This window comes from Massilia sp. UYP34 (genome assembly GCF_056279385.1).
Genome location: NZ_JBWBRF010000009.1, coordinates 93,134 through 109,542, shown reverse-complemented (window position 1 = coordinate 109,542; position 16,409 = coordinate 93,134). Strand labels below are relative to the sequence as shown.

Here is a 16,409-nt window from a genome sequence, read left to right as displayed (position 1 = left end):
AACTTGAAACATGAACGCATCCCGCCCACCGCTCGACGCCGGTGACAAGCCCGTCATCTGGACCGTCTCCGTCTCGCGCCTGTCCGACCTGTTCCGCGACATCACTGTCGAATACGACCATGTGGCTTCGATCGAACCGCTGCACCTTGGTTTCGACGATGCGGCGAAACACATCCGCGAGCGCCTGGCGCTCGAACACTGCGACGTGGTCATCGCGGCCGGCTCGAACGCCGCCTGGCTCAAGGGCCGCGTGTCGGTGCCGGTGGTGGCGGCCAAGGCCAGCGGCTTCGACGTGCTCAAGGCGCTGGCGCGGGCGCGCCGCGTCTCCCACCGGATCGGCGTCATCAGCTACCAGGCGCCGCTGCCGGAACTGGGCGACTTCGCCGCCACCTTCGGCCTGGACCTGGCCCAGCGCACCTACGTGACGCGCGAGGATGCGCGCGCCGCGGTGCACGAGCTCAAGGCCGAGGGCATCGCCGTGATCGTCGGCGCGGGCCTGATCACCGACCTGGCCGAGGAAGCCGGGCTGACCGGCGTGTTCCTGTATTCGGCGGCCTCGATCCGCCAGGCCTTCGACGACGCGCTGGAGCTGGCGCGCCTGACCCGGCTCGAGGCCGGCCGCGGACGGCGCAAGGGAGCGGAACAACGCCCACGGCGCGGCATCAACGACCTGCGCGGCGACGCTCCGGCGATGGAGCGCCTGCGCCAGACCGTGGTGCTGTACGCGCGCTCGCCCAGCACCGTGCTGATCGAGGGCGAGACCGGCAGCGGCAAGGAACTGGTGGCGCAGGCGATCCACCGCGAGAGAGCGCGGCGCGGCGCCGACCGCCCCTTCGTGGCGGTGAACTGCGGCGCGATCGCCGAGTCGCTGCTGGAGTCGGAGCTGTTCGGCCACGAGGAAGGCGCGTTCACCGGCGCGCGCCGCGGCGGCCACGCCGGCCTGTTCGAGGCCGCCAACGGCGGCACCCTGTTCCTGGACGAGATCGGCGAAATGCCGCTGGCCCTGCAGACCCGCCTGCTGCGCGTGCTCGAAGAACGCGAGGTGATGCGGGTCGGCGGCACACGCCCGGTGCCGATCGACCTGCGCGTGATCAGCGCCACCCACTGCGACCTGGAAGCGCGGGTGCGCGAGGGGCGTTTTCGGGCCGACCTGTTCTATCGGCTGGCGGTGCTGCGCCTGCCCTTGCCGCCGCTGCGCGCGCGGGCGCAGGACATCGCGCCGCTGGCCGAATGGTCGCTCAAACACGCGCTGGCCGCGCTCGATGCGCGCCCGCATCCGAACCTGGCGGCCGAGATCGCGGCGTGCGCGCCCCTGCTCTCCTCCTATGCCTGGCCCGGCAATGTGCGCGAGCTGCGCAACCTGATGGAGCGGGTTGCGCTGTTCCTGGCGGCCGAGCCGCTGCAGTCGCTCACGCCCGCTTTCCTGCTGTCGGTGGCGCCCGAGCTGGGGCGCCAGCCGGCGCCGCTCGTCGCCGCCCCGCCGCGCGCGCCTGATGCGCCCGCGCTGCGCGAATCGGCGGCGGCGGTGCTGGCGCGCTTCGGCGGCCAGCGCGACCTGGCCGCGCGGCACCTGGGCATCAGCCGCACGACGCTCTGGCGGCGGCTCAGGTCCGAAGCTCAGTCGATATAACGCAGGCCGGCCTTCTCCAGGGGGCCGCGCATATCGTACATATCCAGGCCCAGCACGCCCGCGGCCAGCCTGGCGCGCTTTTCTTCCTCCAGGCTTTCGCGCTGCTCCGCCACGTGCGCGACACGCCCGGCGTCCTGGCCCGGCACCACCGCCACGCCATCGTCGTCGGCCACGATCACGTCGCCCGGATTGACCAGCGCCCCCGCGCACAGCACGGGAATATTGACCGACCCCAGGGTCGCCTTGATCGTGCCCTTGGCGCTGATGCACTTGCTCCAGACCGGAAAACCCATCTCCTTGAGCACGCGCACGTCGCGCACGCCGGCGTCGATCACCAGGGCGTGCGCCCCGCGCGCCATGAAGCTGGTGGCCAGCAGGTCGCCAAAGTAGCCGTCGCCGCATTCGGCGCTGATCGCCGCAACCACGATGTCGCCGGGCTGGATCTGTTCGGCCACCACATGCATCATCCAGTTGTCGCCAGGGTGCAGCAGCACCGTCACCGCCGAGCCGGACACCTGGGCGCCCGGCCAGATCGGGCGCATATACGGCTTGAGCAGGCCGACACGGCCCATCGCCTCATGCACGGTGGCGCTGCCCAGCTTGCCGAGCAGGTCGATGGTGGCGCGATCGGCGCGCGTGACATGGCGCTTGACCACGCCCAGCTGGTTCATCAATGGAACGGTCATCTCAGTATCCTTTCCGGGTGAGGAAGGCGTCCAGGCGCGGATATACATGGCGCGCGTTGCCCTCGAAAATCTGGAAACGGTCCGCGTCCGACAGGCTTGCCGCCTGCACGTAGCGTTTCGTATCGTCGTAGTAGTGGCCGGTGTCGGGATCGATGCCGCGCACGGCGCCGATCATCTCGGAAGCGAACAGCACGTTCTTTACCGGGATCACCTTGGTCAACAGGTCGATGCCGGGCTGGTGATAGACGCAGGTATCGAAGAAGATGTTGTTCAGCAGGTGTTCTTCGAGCAGCGGTTTCTTCATTTCCTGGGCCAGGCCGCGGAAGCGTCCCCAGTGGTAGGGCACCGCCCCGCCGCCATGCGGGATCAGGAACTTCAGGGTCGGGAAGTCCTTGAACAGGTCGCTGGTCAGGCACTGCATGAAGGCCGTGGTGTCCGCATTCAGGTAGTGCGCGCCGGTGGTATGAAAGCACGCGTTGCAGCTGGTGCTGACGTGGATCATCGCCGGAATGTCGTGCTCCACCATCTTTTCGTAGATCGGATACCAGTGGCGGTCCGATAGCGGCGGCGACGTCCAGTGGCCGCCCGATGGATCGGGATTCAGGTTGATGCCGACCATGCCGTATTGCTTGACGCAGCGCTCCAGCTCGGGAATGCAGGTCTTCGGATCGACACCGGGGGATTGCGGCAGCATCGCGGCGCCGATGAAGTGGTCCGGGTACAGCTGCGACACGCGGTAGCACAACTCGTTGCAGATCGCGGCCCAGGTGGCGCTGGTCTCGAAGTCGCCGACATGGTGGGCCATGAAGCTGGCGCGCGGCGAAAAGATCGTCAGGTCCGAGCCGCGCTCTTTCATCAGACGCAGCTGGTTCGTTTCGATCGACTCGCGCAGCTCGTCGTCGCTGATCTTGAGCTCCGACGCCTTCGGCCCCTGAGCCGGGGCGCCCAGGCTGGCGACCTGGCGCTGGCGCCACTCTTCGAGCGCCTTGGGCGCGGTCGTATAGTGGCCGTGGCAATCGATGACCAACGGCCGCCGTCCTTGATTGTGCAGCATCTTCTATTCTCCTTGTTCGGCGCGGACCAGTACCTCGCCGCGCATGATGGGCCGCGCGGTGCGCAGCAGCGCCGCGCGCGCGACGACTTGCGGATCGTGTTCGTCGAGTTCGAGTTCGACGCTCAATTCTCCGGTCGGATGTTCGACCGAGACGGTCTTGCGGCGCCCGTCCGGCACCTGCGCCAGCCCGGCGCAGACCGATCCGTCCAGGACCGCGGCAGTGGCCACCGTCACCGCGGCCAGCACGCCGATCGCCTCGTGGCACACATGCGGTATGAAGCAACGCGTGGCCAGGCTGCCGCCGGCGGCCGGAGCGGCGACCAGGCACATCTTCGGATAGCTCTTGCTCGTCACGTCGCCCAATCCCATCAGGGGACCGCAGGCCAGCCGCAGCGCCTCGACGCGCGCCCGCAGGGCCACGTTGGCGTCGAGGTCGGCGACCGATTCGTAGCCGCTCGCACCCAGGTCGCAGGCGCGCACCAGCACCATCGGCATGCCGTTGTCGATCAGGGTCGCCTCGATGGTCAGGGGATCGGCGCCGCCGAGCGCGATCGTGTCCTTCACGCGCCCGCTCGGCAGCAGCGCCGGGCATACCGAGCCGGCCGTGTCGAGGAACGCGATCGTGACCGGCGCCGCCGTGCCCGGCACGCCATCGATGCGGGCGGTTCCGCCATACTGCAGGCGCCGGCCCGGGGTGGGTACGGTCACGTCGCACTGCATGCCGGTATTGAGCGTCAGGATGCGCGCCGTCGTGGCGCCATCGGCGGGCGCCAGCAGGCCGCGCTCGAGCGCGAACGGCAGCACGGCGGCGAGCATGTTGCCGCAGTTGGGCGTGACGTCGACCGACTCGGCATCCGGCTGCAACTGGGCGAACAGGAAGTCGAGGTCGACGCCGGGCGTGGCGCTCTTGCGCACGATGCCCACCTTGCTGGTGAGCGGGTGGGCGCCGCCAAGGCCGTCGATCTGGCGGTGGTCGGGCGAGCCCATGGCCGCCAGCAGCACGCGATCGCGCGCCGCCACGTCGGCCGGCAGGTCCGATTCGAGAAAGAACGGACCGCGCGAGGTGCCGCCGCGCATCAGGATGCAGGGCACCGGGACCAGGTCGGATGCGGGCGCGCCGTTCATGCCGACTCCGGCACGCGCCGCGTCTTGAGGAAGTCTTCCAGCGATTCGCCGCGCATGATCGCATACACCTGCAAGTTCGACACCCGCAGCACGCGCGCGAATTTCTCGAGCACGAAGAAGCTGACCCCGTAGCGCACCAGGCCCAGCCAATCCTGCTTGCGCACCAGCGCCCGTTCCTCCGGCGTCAGGTGCGATTCGTCGAAAGCGGCCTCGAGATCGTCGACCACCAGCGCGCGAAACGCCGGCTCGCGATGGCGCCAGAAGAAGCGGTTCAGGTTGACCGCCTTGACGCTGGCGCGCACGTCGAACGGATAGGTGCCGTCGATCTCCTCGATCCCCGCCAGTTGCGCATTCGGCCGCGGCCTGGGCGCGGCCGGCGGCGGGCCGCTCGCTTCGACCTGCTCGTAGATCGTCACCGCCATATTGGTGGTGGTGGCGAGATACTGGTTCTGGTGCACGCAGCGGATTTCGTCGGTCAGCGCGCCGCGCATCGCCAGCCACATGATCACCTCGGCGCTCTCGGCGCCGCCTCGCCTGACCAGCTCGGCATGCGTCAGCGCGGTCATCTCGTGCGGCGCCTCGACGAACAGGCGCAGGAACTCGTCATCCCAGTCGGTGTCGTTGAAGCCGGTGCGCTCGCCGTGGATCTGGTGCGACAGCCCGCCGGTTCCGACCACGACCACCTTCAGGTCGTCCGGGAAGGATTGCACCGCGCGCCGTACCGCCTGCCCCAGCTTGAAGCAGCGCTGCGCGGTCGGCAACGGGTATTGCAGCACATTGATCGCGATCGGCAGGATCGCGCCCGGCCACGCCGGCTCGTGCGGCCACATCAGGCCGAGCGGAGAATTGCAGCCATGGTCGAGGGGGCGGTCCTGGAACACCGCCATGTCGAATTCCTCGTTGACCAGGCAGTCAGTGACGTGCGCCGCCAGGCCCGCATGGCCGCGGATGGACGGCAGCGGACGGCGGCCGGCGCCTTCGTCGGCCATGTCGAACTGGGGCGACACCCCGATCGAGAAGGTCGGATAGCAATCGAAGAAGAAGCTGTTGGCATGGTCGTTGTAGAAGAACAGCAGCACGTCCGGCTTCTTTTCGGCCAGCCATGCCGCTACCGGCTTGTAGCCCTCGAACAGCGGCGCCCAGGCCGGGTCATCCTGGCGCTTGCGGTCATAGGCCAGGCCGATGGTGGGAACGTGCGAGGTGCCGATGCCCCCGATGATGTGTGCCATATGGATTCCTGATGGTGATGGTGATCGTCTTCAGGCGGCTGCCTGATTCTCCGGCGCATCCCGTGTTTCGGCCTCGGCCAGGCGCAGCAGGATCTTGCGCATCGCGATGCCGGGCCGGTCGGGGCCGAAGCTGAGCTCCTCGAACGGCTCCGTCTCGCGCTCGACCACTTCCTGGATCCAGCCCAATGCATCGACGTCTTCCTGGTAGGCCTTCACCGACGATTCGACCAGGAAGCGGTCGGTCTCGGGGTCGTCCAGGTAGGTGTCGCGGCTGTTGAACCACCAGTAGTGGATCGTGCCCTGGGTTTCGGGCGTGTAGACGTGGGTGATCGTGTAGCGGTACTCGATCCGCTCTCCCGCGCGCGGCGCCTTGTTGACGATGCGCGCATGGGCGTAATGCAGCGCCGGACTGGCGAACCAGCCGTCCGAATGGCGGTCGACGATGCGGTCTTTCAGGCGCGCCGGGATGCCGTAGATGTCCGGCGCCGGCGCATCGAGCAGCGCGCGCACCAGGTGCACCCGGTCGCCGTCGACCCGCACGTCCATCGTCGAGCGCGAATACTCGGGGGTGCCGATGCCGGTGCCCGCGTGCAGGATCGGGAAATGCGTCTGGTCGAGCAGGTTTTCGTGCATCGCCACGTAGTTGGTCCGGACGTGGAACCGGCCGTTCACGGTCTTGTACGCCGGGTCGGACAGCCACGGCGTCTCGGGCACCAGGGCCGGATCGGCCCGGTCCGGGTCGCCCAGCCATACCCAGACCAGGGGCGAGCGTTCGACCACCGGGTAGGAGGCGATCCGCACGTGCGATGGCGCGCGCGTGAGCGCCGGCATGAACACGCACTGGCCATCCGGCGTGAAGTTCATGCCATGGTAGCCGCACACCACCCTGTCGCCGTCCAGGCGCCCTTTCGAGAGCGGAAAATTGCGGTGCGGGCAGCGGTCCTGCATGATGACCGGGTCGCCCGCCAGGGTGCGGTACATCAGCACCGTCTTGCCCAGCAGCGTGCGCTGCTTCAGGTCGCGGTTGATTTCCCCGCTCATGCCGGCGACGTACCAGGCGTTCCTGACGAGCGGGGTGGCATGGTCGGCCATCGCCTGGCGCTTGCCTGGGGTTTGCGGTGCTTGCGTGTCATGCGTTGCTTGCGGTGCTTGCGGTGCTTGCGACATGCCGTTCTCCTCGGTTCGTGGTCAGATGACGAGCGCGCCGCGCCGCTGGCTGAATTTCCAGCCGTCCGGCGTCGATACGACCGTATCGTGGAAGGTGCCCGCCACCGGCGCCTTGTTGCTGCCCGCTTCGCCGCGGGTCGCCGCGAACATCAGCATCTTCGAGCGGACCTGCACGACGCCCGCGGCGGATGCCTCCACCAGCACGTCGCTGGTGACGTGGAAGGTGACGACGCTGTCCGGGCGCTTGCGGAAGGCCTCCAGGATCGCCGCGCGGCCCCGGATCGGCTGGTCCGGGCTCGATGGCCGGAACAGGGTCGCGTCCTCGGTGAACAGGTCGGCCAGCTCCTCATAGCGGCGCTCGTCGTTGAGCAGCGCATACAGGGCGATGAGCTCGGCGCAGGCCTGGCGCACCAGCAGTTCTTCAATGGCGTGCATGGTCGTCGCTCCCCGTCGTCGATCCGGCCGGCAGCGCCAGCCATTCGCGCAGCGCCGCCAGCACGGCGGCGGGCTGCTCCATCATCGCCATGTGGCCGCACTCGTCGAGCAGGCGCAGCAGCGGTGGCCGCGGCAGCAGTGCCGCCATCCTTTCGTGGCGTTCGGGCGGGCTCCAGCCGTCCTGGCGGCCGCACAGCACCAGGGTCGGGCAATCGACGCCCTGCAGCACGCCGGTCGCGTCCGGCCGCGACAGCAAGGCGCGGGTCTGGGCCGCGTAGATCGCGCCCGTCATGCGCCCGACCATGTCCAGCACCGGCTGCACCACGGCGGGGTCGTCGCGCCGGTGCGGCGCAAGCATCGGCAAGCCCCAGGTGCGGGCGATGGCCGCCGTCCCCTGCGCGAGCGCCTGCTCGACCAGCACCGCGCGCCGTTCGACCTCGCCCGGGACGGCCGCCTCGTAGCCGGTGTCGAGCAGGGCCAGGCGCTCGACGCGGTGCGGCGCCTGGCGCATCACCTCCAGCGCCACCCGTCCGCCCATCGAATGGCCGGCCAGCGCGAAGCTGGCCGGCGCCCCGGCCAGCACATGGGCGGCCATCGCCGCCAGCGAATCGTGTTGCAGGAAGCTGATCACGCGCACGTCATGGTCGCGCGCCAGTTCACGGGCCTGCGCCTCCCACACGACGTCGTCGCACAGCAGGCCGCACAGCAGGTAGATCGTCTTCATCGCATCCTCACAGGTCCAGCACCAGCAGGCCGGTCTTCGCGCGCGAGCAGCACGGCGTGAACTGGTCGTTGGCGGCTTTTTCTTCGTCGGTGAAATACAGGTCGCGGTGGTCGGGCGTTCCCTCCAGCACGCGCGTGATGCAGGTGCCGCACACGCCCTGCTCGCACGAGATCGGAATGTCGATGCCGTGCTCCAGCAGCGCGTTGCAGACCGATTTTCCCGCCGGGATCACATAGGTCTGGCCGCTGCTGGCCAGCTTCACCTCGAACGCGGCGTCCCCCGACGCGTCCTGCGGCGCGGCGCCGAAGTATTCGAAGTGGATGCGATGCTCGGCCCATCCGGCGCCGCGCGCGCTGCCGGCGACGTGGTCGATGAAGCCCTGCGGACCGCATACATACAGGTGGGTGCCGGCGCCGGCCTGCGCCAGCAGCGCTGCCATGTCGAATTTCTGTCCGGCGGCGCCGGAATCGAAATGCAGGTGCACGCGGTCGCGAAACGGCGCGCCCGCGATGCGATCCAGGAAGGCGGCGCGCTCCGGCGAACGGGCGCAGTAATGCATGGCAAAGCGCGCGCCTGTCTTTGCCAGCCGCTCGGCCATGCACAGGATCGGGGTCACGCCGATGCCCCCGGCAAGCAGCAGGTAGTCGTCCGCGGGGCCCAGCTCGAAGTGATTGCGCGGCGCGCCGATCTGGATGACGTCGCCCTCGCTGAGCCGCTCGTGCGCCGCCTGCGAGCCGCCGCGCGAGGCCGGATCGCGCAGCACCGCGATCCGGTAGCGATGCCGTTCGGCCGGATCGTTGCACAGCGAATACTGGCGCACCAGCCCGTCGGCGATGTGGACGTCGATGTGCGCGCCGGCCGAGAACGGCGGCAGCGCCTGCCCGTCCTCGCTGGCCAGCTCGAAACCGGCGATGTCCTGTGCTTCCTGCGTCTTGCTGACGATTCTGACTGCGATAGTGTTCATGGCGTGACCGTATTTCAAGTAAACAAGGAGGGCTTCAGGCGGCCAGCATCCGGTGTGGATCGATGACGAATTTCTTCGCCACCCCGGCATCGAATTCGCCGTAGCCCTGCGGCGCCTCGTCCAGGCCGATGACCTGCACATTGACCACCTCGGCGACGTTGATGCGGTCCCACAGGATCGCCTGCATCAGGGCCCGGTTGTACTTCATCACCGGCGTCTGGCCGGTATGGAAGCTGTGCGACTTGGCCCAGCCCAGGCCGAAGCGGATCTGCAGGCTGCCGTGTTTGGCTGCCTGGTCGGCGGCGCCCGGATCGTCGGTGACATACAGGCCCGGAATGCCGATCCTGCCGGCCGCGCGCGTGATTTCCATCAGCGAGTTGAGCACCGTGGCCGGCGCCTCGCTGCGTGCGCCGGACTGGCCATGGCCGCGCGCCTCGAAGCCGACGCAGTCGACCGCGCAGTCGACTTCGGGCGTGCCCAGGATCGCGGCGATCTGCTCGCCCAGCGGCGCGTCCTGCGACAGGTCGACCGTCTCGAAGCCGACCGACTTCGCATGCGCCAGGCGGAGCGGATTGACGTCGCCGACGATGGTGACGGCCGCGCCCAGCAGGCGCGCGGACGCCGCGGCCGCCATGCCGACCGGTCCGGCGCCGGCGATATAGACGGTGCTGCCCGGGCCGACGCCGGCGGTGACGGCGCCGTGATAACCGGTCGGCAGGATGTCCGACAGGCAGGTCAGGTCGCGGATCTTCGCCATCGCACGGTCGCGATCGGGGAATTTCAGCAGGTTGAAGTCGGCATACGGCACCAGCACGTATTCGGCCTGGCCGCCGATCCAGCCGCCCATGTCGACGTAGCCGTAGGCGCCGCCGGCGCGCGACGGGTTCACGTTCAGGCACACGCCGGTGTCCTGCTCCTTGCAGGTGCGGCAACGGCCGCAGGCGACGTTGAACGGCACCGATACCAGGTCGCCCTTGCGCAGGGTTTCGACGTCGCGCCCGACTTCCAGCACTTCGCCGGTGATTTCATGGCCCAGCACCAGTCCGACTTGCGCCGTGGTGCGGCCGCGCACCATATGCTGGTCCGAGCCGCAGATATTGGTCGACACCACGCGCAGGATCACGCCATGCTCGATCTTGCGGCCGTGCGGGTCTTCCATCTTCGGAAACGGGATGTTCCGGACTTCGACCTTGCCCTGCCCCATGTACACCACACCACGATTTTCTGCCATTGCTTCCTCCGTTGTCGTTTGCTTGTCCGCAGGTGCGCCACCACGGCGCACCGCTGTCTGGCTCAGAACGCGTGCTTGATGCCGGCCATCACGCCGTTCTGGGTTCCGCCGGCACGCGTCGTCGCGCCCGCGCTGAGGGCGACCGCCGCTGCGCCGCTGTTGTCGACCTTCCCGCCCATCAGGTACACGGTGGTGCGCTTCGAGAAGTTGTACATCCCGCGCAGCACGACCATATTGGTGTCGTTGCCGCTGTCGCGGAAGTCCAGGCGCAGCACCTGGCCGTCGATCGTGATCATCGGCGTCACCGCGTAGGCCGCGCCCAGGTAGGACAGGGTGCTGCGCGGGGTCAGGGCGTTGCCTTCGTTGTCGCGCCAGAAGCGCCCCCCGCTCACCTTCCAGTCGCCCAGCACCACGTACGCGCCGAGGTTGATCCGGGTGTCCGACAGCGCGCTGCTGGTCGGACTGAACGCCGCCGCCGCGCCCGGACCGCCGTTGTAGGTGTCGTAGGCCAGCGCCGCGCCCCAGCGCTTGCTGTCGTAGCGCAGCATGGCGCTCCAGGCGCGGCAGGCCTTGTCGTCGGTCGCGCTCTCGCCGCCGCAGCCGGTGGCGGACGGACCGCCGGCGGTGGCCGCATCGCGTCCGAGGCTGTAGGTGGCGCCGACCGTCACCCCGCTGAACGTGCCCTTGTACGCGATCGAATTGTCCTTGCGGTCGTTCGGCAGGTAGAGGTCGAGCGAGCCCATCGAGTATTGCGAAGGCCCGATGATGTCGGTGTCGAAGCGCGAGAAGAACAGCATGCTGTAGTTGCGGCCGACGGTCACGGCGCCCCAGTCTCCGCTCAGGCCGACCCAGGCCTGGCGCCCGAACAGGCGGCCGCCCTGGTTGACGCCGCCGGCGTCCGGGCCGAAGCCATTCTCGAGGGTGAAGATGGCCTTCAGGCCGTTGCCCAGGTCCTCGCTGCCGCGCAGGCCGATCCGCGACGGGAACATGCCCCCCGACAGGTTCGGCATCCGGGTCAGGCTCTCCCCATTCGGTCCGGCGTTCGACAGCCGCTCGATGGCGGTGTCGATGATGCCGTACACCTGGACCGACGATTGCGCGAGGGCCGGCGCCGCGCCCGCCATGCACAGCATTCCCGCCAACAGCGCGGCCTTGTTCTTCTTCGCTACCTTGTTCTTCATCTGTATGTGTCTCCGTTATGGTCTTATGTCATGCAGTGACGATCGTGTGCTGCTGATTCGGTGTCTCGTGTCGCCGTTCCTCCCTTTCGCGGATTTCGTCTGTCGGATGCGTCAGGCCGTCGCCAGCCGGGCGGCGCCGTCGCCCACGCCGAGCAGTGCGCCCAGGCGCGCGTCGTCGCGCAGCAGATCGCTGCTGACGCCGTCATGCACGATGCGGCCGCGGTCCAGCACCACCACACGGTCGGTGACCTCGAGCGCCATATGGGCGTGCTGCTCGACCAGGACCAGGGTCTGGCCGGCGTCCTTGAGCACGCGCGTGGCGTCGAGCAGGACGTCCATCATGATTGGCGACAGCCCTTCCAGCGGCTCGTCGAGCAGCAACAGGCTGGGGTTGCCGACCAGCGCGCGGCCCATGGCCAGCATCTGCTGCTCGCCGCCCGAGAGCTGGTTGCCGAAGTTCGTCCGGCGCTCGGCCAGGCGCGGAAACAGCCGGTACACGGCCGCCAGGTCCCACTGGCCGGCGCGCGCCGCGACCTCCAGGTTCTGGTGCACGGTGAGCGAGTGAAAAATCTCGCGCTCCTGCGGCACGTAGCCCAGGCCGGCCGCGTTGCGCTGGTGCGGCGCCAGCGCGCCGATGTCGGCCCCATTCATCCGCACGCTTCCCTTGAAGGTGGTGGTCAGTCCCATCAGGGTCGCCAGCAGCGTGCTCTTGCCCACGCCGTTGCGGCCCAGCAGGGCCACCGCCTCGCCCTTGCCGATCGCCAGCGACAGGTCGTTGAGAACGACCGCATCGCGGTAGCCCGCGGTCAGTCCGGATAGTTCGATCAGCTTAGTCATGGCGCCGTCCCAGGTAGACATCCCGCACGCGCGGGTCGTTGCGGATCTCGTCGACCGAGCCTTCGGTGAGCACCGCGCCCTCGACCAGCACGGTGATGCGCCGGGCGAAGCGGAACACCAGGTTCATGTCGTGCTCGATGAAGACGATGGCCAGTTCGGCCGGCAGGCGCTCGAGCAGCTCGAGGACCATGCCGCTCTCGCCGTTGGGGATGCCCGCCGCCGGTTCGTCCAGCAGCAGCACCTTGGGGCGCAGCGCCAGCGCGATGCCGATTTCGACCAGGCGGCGCTGGCCGTAGGCCAGTTCGACGATCTTCCTGGCGGCCAGCGCGCCCAGGCCCAGCTGCTCGAGCAGGTGCGCCACCTCGGCGCGCACGGCGCCGTCGCTGCCGGTGCGGCCCCATGGCTTCCAGCTGCGGCCCAGGCGCTGCGCGACCGGGATCGCGAGGTTCTCGGCCACCGTCAGGTGGTTGAACAGGGTGTTCAGCTGGAAGGTGCGCACCAGCCCGTGGTTGACGCGGCGCTGCGGCGAGGCGCGCGTCAGGTCGCTGCCGCCGACCAGGATCGCGCCTGCGTCGGGCGCCAGCACGCCGGTGCACAGGTTGATGAAGGTGGTCTTGCCGGCGCCGTTCGGGCCGATCAGCGCATGGCGCGCGCCCTGCTCGATCTTGAGGCCGACGTTCTTCGTGACCTCGACCGCGCCGAAGCGCTTGCACATGCCCCGGGTTTCCAGTGCGTAGTTCATGCGCCCTCCGTGGTCGCGGCCGGACGGGCCTGGCGGCCGAACGACTTGAACAGCCCGCCGTCGCCCAGCGACATCAGGCCGCCCGGCGCGAACCGCACCAGGAAGATCAGCATCAGGCCGACCGCGAACATCCAGTGGAAGGGATTGATGGCCGCGGCCCGGTCCAGCATCAGCATGTACAGCGGGATGCCGATGAAGGCGCCGTACATGCGGCCGACGCCGCCGATGATCAGCATGATCAGGATGTCGCCCGACAGCTGGAAGGTGAGGCGGTCGAGGCTGACCGTGCGCGTGAGCTGGGCGCCCAGGCCGCCGGCCATGCCGGCCAGCACCGCCGACAGCGTGTAGACCGCGACCAGGCGCAGGTGCACCGAGGCGCCCACCAGGCCCATGCGCCTGGCGTTCTCGCGAATGCCGCGCAGCGACAGCCCGAAGGGCGAGTTGACGATCGTGCGCACCACCAGGAACGCCAGGAACAGCACGCCGAGCGCGTACAGGTAGGCCGTGGTGCCGTACAGGTCGAACTCGAAGCGGCCGAACAGCGGATCGACGGCGATGCCGGACAGGCCGTCGGCGCCGCCGGTCACGCTGCCCCAGGCGTTCGCGACCTCGTGCAGCAGCACCGTGATCACCATGGTCAGCATCAGCAGCGCCAGGCCATGGGTGCGCAGCACCAGTAGGCCGCTCAGCACGCCGATGACGCCGGCCGCGCCGCCGGCCACCAGCAGGCCGCTCAGGGGCTCTTGCGAGAAATGCAGGTTGTAGTAGCCGGCCGCATAGGCGCCCACGCCGAAGAACGCGGCGTGGCCCAGCGTGGTGATGCCGGCGAATCCCAGCACCAGGTCGAGCGACAGGCCGAACATCACCATCACCAGGATTTGCGCACCCAGCGACAGGTAGGTGTCGAAACTGAAGAAGGCGGCCATGGCCACGATCCAGGGCAGGACGTCCATCGGGCCCAGGCGATAATGCGGCAGCGCATTGGCCGCCAACGGCGTGTTGAATTCGTGTTTCATGCTGGCCTTCCGAAAAGTCCTTGTGGACGCAGCAGCAGCACCACCAGCGTCGCGAGATAGATGACGATCCCGCCGCCGACCGGCAGGTAGTAGCGGCCCAGGGTATCGACCAGGCCGAGGAGGATGGCGGCGCACAGGGTGCCCTTGATGCTGCCCAGGCCGCCGACCGACACCACGATCAGCACCAGCACCAGGTAGTGCAGCGCGTAATAGGGCTCGAGCGGGAACATGTCGGCGCCCAGGGCGCCGCCCAGGCCGGCGAAGCCGCAGCCGATGGCGAAGGTGACGGCGAACAGCGCCTTGACGTCGATGCCGATGCAACCGGCCATGCGCGCATTGTCGACCGCCGCGCGCAGGCGCGCGCCGACCGCGGTTTTCTCCAGTCCCAGCCAGATCGCGACGCCGCAGGCGGCGGCCACCACGATCAGGAACAGGCGGTACACCGGCAGTCCCAGTTCGCCCAGTTGCACGGTACCGCGCAGTCCGGCCGGCACCGGGACGTTCTGGATCGACGAACCGAACAGCGCGTTGGCGCCGGCGATCATCACCATCACCAGGCCCATGGTCATCAAGACCTGCCCCAGTTCGCTCTGGCCGTAGATCCACGAATACACGGTGCGCTCGAGCAGCGCGCCGATCAGCATCGTGCCGAGCACGGCCAGCACGATGGCCGCCCCATACGGCAGGCCGGCCATGGTGGTCAGGGCGACCGTCAGATAGCCGCCGATCATGGCAAAGCCGCAGTGGGCCAGGTTCACGACCCGCATCACGCCCATCGTGATCGACAGGCCGACCGAGATCAGGAACAGGATCATGCCGAACGAGACGCCGTCGAACAGCACCATGACCAGCGAGGCGAAGGCGCTAGACATGGCTGCCTCCACGATGCACAAGGGCGTGCGCGGCCACGCCGGGGGCCAGCCGGCCCCGGTTGAGTGAATATGACTGCAAGATGATTCTCCAAAGCGTGCGCCTGCCCGCGGCGGGCGCGTTATCAGGGTTGAAGCCGGGGGTCGGTGGCGCCTGGATGCGCCGCCACGGTCTTACTCGACCTTGACGCCAGGGTCCTTGATCGCCTCATAGGTTTTGAAGGTCTTGTTGACGTAGGCGCCGTCGACCTTTTCCACCTTGCGGATGTAGACGTTCTGGACCAGTTCACGCGTGACCGGATCGACCTTCACCGGCCCGCGAGGACTCTCCCAGGCCAGGGTCTTGATCGCCGCCATCGCCTTCGGCCCATCCTTCTTGCCGTCGGTGGCCTTGATCATCTGGTAGATCATGTGCATCGAGTCCCAGGCCGACACCGAGGCCACGTTCGGGATGCGCGTGGCGCCGGCCTTCTTGCGCAAGGCGGCCACGAAAGCCTGGTTGGCGGGCGTGGCGCTGGTGGCCGAGTAGTGCAGCGCGGTGACGATGCCGGAGGCGGCGTCGCCGTAGCCGGCCAGTTCGCTTTCCTCGGTCTCGGCGGTGGCCAGCAGCTTGATGCCGTCCTTTTCCAGGCCGCGTTCCACGTAGGCCTTGATGAAGGCGACCGACAGCGGGCCGACCGGCATGAACATGTAGACGTAATCGGGCCTGGCTTCGCGCACCTTCTGCATATAGGTCGAGAAGTCGGCGGTATTCAGGGGCACGCGCATTTCGCCGGCAATCTTGCCGCCGGCCCCGACGAAGGACTTGCGGTAGGCGGCGATGGCGTCGTGGCCGGGCGCATAGTCGGCCGCCGCCAGGAACACGTTCTTGCCGCCCGCCTCGGCCGTCCACTTGGCCAGCGGCGTGGCCACCATCCATTGGGTATAGCCCGAGCGCAGCAGGTAGGGGGAACGCGACAGGATGCCCGAGGTGCCGGAATTGTTGATGATGACCGGTACCCGGGCCTGGGTGGCGACGTCGGCCACCGCCAGCGCGGTCGGGGTGAATTCGATGCCTGCGATGTACTGCACCTGGTCGCGCACCACCAGCTCTTCGGCCAGCTGGCGGGCGCGCGCCGGGTTGTTGCCGCCAACGTCCTTGTAGATGATCTTGACGGTGTGGGCGCCGGCCTTGCCGCCGTGCTGGGCGACGTAGGCTTCCGTCGCTTCTTGAATGTACTTGCCCCAGTGGCTATATGGACCGCTGAACGAGGCGATGACGCCCACCCGCACTTCGGCAGCACTGGCCACACCCATGCCGCATACCATCAGGCAGCCGGCCGCCAGGACCGACGCTTTCCATTTGCTCATCTTCACTGTCTCCTCCGATTTTTATTAACGACATGCTGCGGGGGGCTTCAGCGACCGTCTTGCGCGGTCTTGCTTGCATCTTCGCGTCAGCCATGCAGCGGCATCTCCGGGAACTGCACCGCCTGTATGCAGAACCGGGCTGGTGTGATCCAATTGTATACATGCTTTA

The 16,409-nt window shown here is 68.3% G+C and carries 16 protein-coding genes; 1 reads left to right on the top strand and 15 read right to left on the bottom strand.

The window, feature by feature from the left end; translation table 11 throughout:
• Window positions 1–10 precede the first annotated feature (10 nt).
• Complete coding sequence (gene prpR, locus ACZ9AQ_RS15500; protein WP_429204369.1) at window positions 11–1,630, top strand: propionate catabolism operon regulatory protein PrpR; 1,620 nt, start codon at window positions 11–13, stop codon at window positions 1,628–1,630.
• Here the strand turns inward: prpR and ligK are convergent.
• From ligK to ACZ9AQ_RS15425, 15 genes are all read right to left on the bottom strand, one after another.
• On the bottom strand, window positions 1,618–2,301 hold the full coding sequence (gene ligK, locus ACZ9AQ_RS15495) for a 4-carboxy-4-hydroxy-2-oxoadipate aldolase/oxaloacetate decarboxylase (protein ID WP_429204450.1): 684 nt from the start codon (window positions 2,299–2,301) through the stop codon (window positions 1,618–1,620). The genes prpR and ligK overlap by 13 nt on opposite strands.
• A 16-nt stretch (window positions 2,302–2,317) precedes the next feature.
• Entirely contained in the window at window positions 2,318–3,343 is a 1,026-nt protein-coding gene (locus tag ACZ9AQ_RS15490) for an amidohydrolase family protein (RefSeq protein ID WP_429204448.1), read from the bottom strand.
• 30 nt (window positions 3,344–3,373) lie between these two features.
• Window positions 3,374–4,495, bottom strand: a complete 1,122-nt coding sequence (locus ACZ9AQ_RS15485; RefSeq protein ID WP_429204367.1) for a 4-oxalomesaconate tautomerase — start codon at window positions 4,493–4,495, stop codon at window positions 3,374–3,376.
• Window positions 4,492–5,724: a gallate dioxygenase gene (locus ACZ9AQ_RS15480; protein ID WP_429204366.1), complete on the bottom strand. Its 1,233-nt coding sequence runs from the start codon at window positions 5,722–5,724 to the stop codon at window positions 4,492–4,494. Before ACZ9AQ_RS15480 ends, ACZ9AQ_RS15485 begins: the two co-directional genes overlap by 4 nt.
• A gap of 30 nt (window positions 5,725–5,754) precedes the next feature.
• On the bottom strand, window positions 5,755–6,891 hold the full coding sequence (locus ACZ9AQ_RS15475; RefSeq protein WP_429204364.1) for a Rieske 2Fe-2S domain-containing protein: 1,137 nt from the start codon (window positions 6,889–6,891) through the stop codon (window positions 5,755–5,757).
• Between the two features lie 21 nt (window positions 6,892–6,912).
• Complete coding sequence (locus tag ACZ9AQ_RS15470) at window positions 6,913–7,326, bottom strand: nuclear transport factor 2 family protein (RefSeq protein ID WP_429204362.1); 414 nt, start codon at window positions 7,324–7,326, stop codon at window positions 6,913–6,915.
• Window positions 7,313–8,050 carry an alpha/beta fold hydrolase gene (locus tag ACZ9AQ_RS15465; protein ID WP_429204361.1) on the bottom strand — a complete coding sequence of 246 codons (738 nt, stop codon included), beginning with the start codon at window positions 8,048–8,050 and terminating at the stop codon, window positions 7,313–7,315. Before ACZ9AQ_RS15465 ends, ACZ9AQ_RS15470 begins: the two co-directional genes overlap by 14 nt.
• A 7-nt stretch (window positions 8,051–8,057) precedes the next feature.
• Window positions 8,058–9,014 (bottom strand): PDR/VanB family oxidoreductase, encoded by a 957-nt coding sequence (locus tag ACZ9AQ_RS15460; RefSeq protein ID WP_429204359.1) that lies wholly within the window; start codon window positions 9,012–9,014, stop codon window positions 8,058–8,060.
• Between the two features lie 34 nt (window positions 9,015–9,048).
• A complete protein-coding gene (gene fdhA, locus ACZ9AQ_RS15455) occupies window positions 9,049–10,245 on the bottom strand; it encodes a formaldehyde dehydrogenase, glutathione-independent (protein ID WP_429204357.1) in 1,197 nt (398 codons plus the stop codon).
• 62 nt (window positions 10,246–10,307) lie between these two features.
• Entirely contained in the window at window positions 10,308–11,426 is a 1,119-nt protein-coding gene (locus tag ACZ9AQ_RS15450) for a porin (protein ID WP_429204355.1), read from the bottom strand.
• 111 nt (window positions 11,427–11,537) lie between these two features.
• Entirely contained in the window at window positions 11,538–12,263 is a 726-nt protein-coding gene (locus ACZ9AQ_RS15445) for an ABC transporter ATP-binding protein (RefSeq protein ID WP_429204354.1), read from the bottom strand.
• On the bottom strand, window positions 12,256–13,005 hold the full coding sequence (locus ACZ9AQ_RS15440; RefSeq protein WP_429204352.1) for an ABC transporter ATP-binding protein: 750 nt from the start codon (window positions 13,003–13,005) through the stop codon (window positions 12,256–12,258). The genes ACZ9AQ_RS15445 and ACZ9AQ_RS15440 overlap by 8 nt, the downstream gene beginning before the upstream one ends.
• On the bottom strand, window positions 13,002–14,021 hold the full coding sequence (locus ACZ9AQ_RS15435; protein WP_429204351.1) for a branched-chain amino acid ABC transporter permease: 1,020 nt from the start codon (window positions 14,019–14,021) through the stop codon (window positions 13,002–13,004). Before ACZ9AQ_RS15435 ends, ACZ9AQ_RS15440 begins: the two co-directional genes overlap by 4 nt.
• A complete protein-coding gene (locus ACZ9AQ_RS15430) occupies window positions 14,018–14,893 on the bottom strand; it encodes a branched-chain amino acid ABC transporter permease (protein ID WP_429204350.1) in 876 nt (291 codons plus the stop codon). The genes ACZ9AQ_RS15435 and ACZ9AQ_RS15430 overlap by 4 nt, the downstream gene beginning before the upstream one ends.
• A gap of 171 nt (window positions 14,894–15,064) precedes the next feature.
• Window positions 15,065–16,240 (bottom strand): ABC transporter substrate-binding protein, encoded by a 1,176-nt coding sequence (locus ACZ9AQ_RS15425; RefSeq protein WP_429204348.1) that lies wholly within the window; start codon window positions 16,238–16,240, stop codon window positions 15,065–15,067.
• Window positions 16,241–16,409 lie beyond the last annotated feature (169 nt).

Coding starts and splice junctions, on each gene's coding strand:
- prpR (WP_429204369.1), top strand. CDS start 11: ATGAACGCATCCCGCCCACCGCTCGACGCCGGTGACAAGCCCGTCATC.
- ligK (WP_429204450.1), bottom strand. CDS start 2,301: ATGAACCAGCTGGGCGTGGTCAAGCGCCATGTCACGCGCGCCGATCGC.
- ACZ9AQ_RS15485 (WP_429204367.1), bottom strand. CDS start 4,495: ATGAACGGCGCGCCCGCATCCGACCTGGTCCCGGTGCCCTGCATCCTG.
- ACZ9AQ_RS15480 (WP_429204366.1), bottom strand. CDS start 5,724: ATGGCACACATCATCGGGGGCATCGGCACCTCGCACGTTCCCACCATC.
- ACZ9AQ_RS15475 (WP_429204364.1), bottom strand. CDS start 6,891: ATGTCGCAAGCACCGCAAGCACCGCAAGCAACGCATGACACGCAAGCA.
- ACZ9AQ_RS15470 (WP_429204362.1), bottom strand. CDS start 7,326: ATGCACGCCATTGAAGAACTGCTGGTGCGCCAGGCCTGCGCCGAGCTC.
- ACZ9AQ_RS15465 (WP_429204361.1), bottom strand. CDS start 8,050: ATGAAGACGATCTACCTGCTGTGCGGCCTGCTGTGCGACGACGTCGTG.
- ACZ9AQ_RS15460 (WP_429204359.1), bottom strand. CDS start 9,014: ATGAACACTATCGCAGTCAGAATCGTCAGCAAGACGCAGGAAGCACAG.
- fdhA (WP_429204357.1), bottom strand. CDS start 10,245: ATGGCAGAAAATCGTGGTGTGGTGTACATGGGGCAGGGCAAGGTCGAA.
- ACZ9AQ_RS15450 (WP_429204355.1), bottom strand. CDS start 11,426: ATGAAGAACAAGGTAGCGAAGAAGAACAAGGCCGCGCTGTTGGCGGGA.
- ACZ9AQ_RS15445 (WP_429204354.1), bottom strand. CDS start 12,263: ATGACTAAGCTGATCGAACTATCCGGACTGACCGCGGGCTACCGCGAT.
- ACZ9AQ_RS15440 (WP_429204352.1), bottom strand. CDS start 13,005: ATGAACTACGCACTGGAAACCCGGGGCATGTGCAAGCGCTTCGGCGCG.
- ACZ9AQ_RS15435 (WP_429204351.1), bottom strand. CDS start 14,021: ATGAAACACGAATTCAACACGCCGTTGGCGGCCAATGCGCTGCCGCAT.
- ACZ9AQ_RS15430 (WP_429204350.1), bottom strand. CDS start 14,893: ATGTCTAGCGCCTTCGCCTCGCTGGTCATGGTGCTGTTCGACGGCGTC.
- ACZ9AQ_RS15425 (WP_429204348.1), bottom strand. CDS start 16,240: ATGAGCAAATGGAAAGCGTCGGTCCTGGCGGCCGGCTGCCTGATGGTA.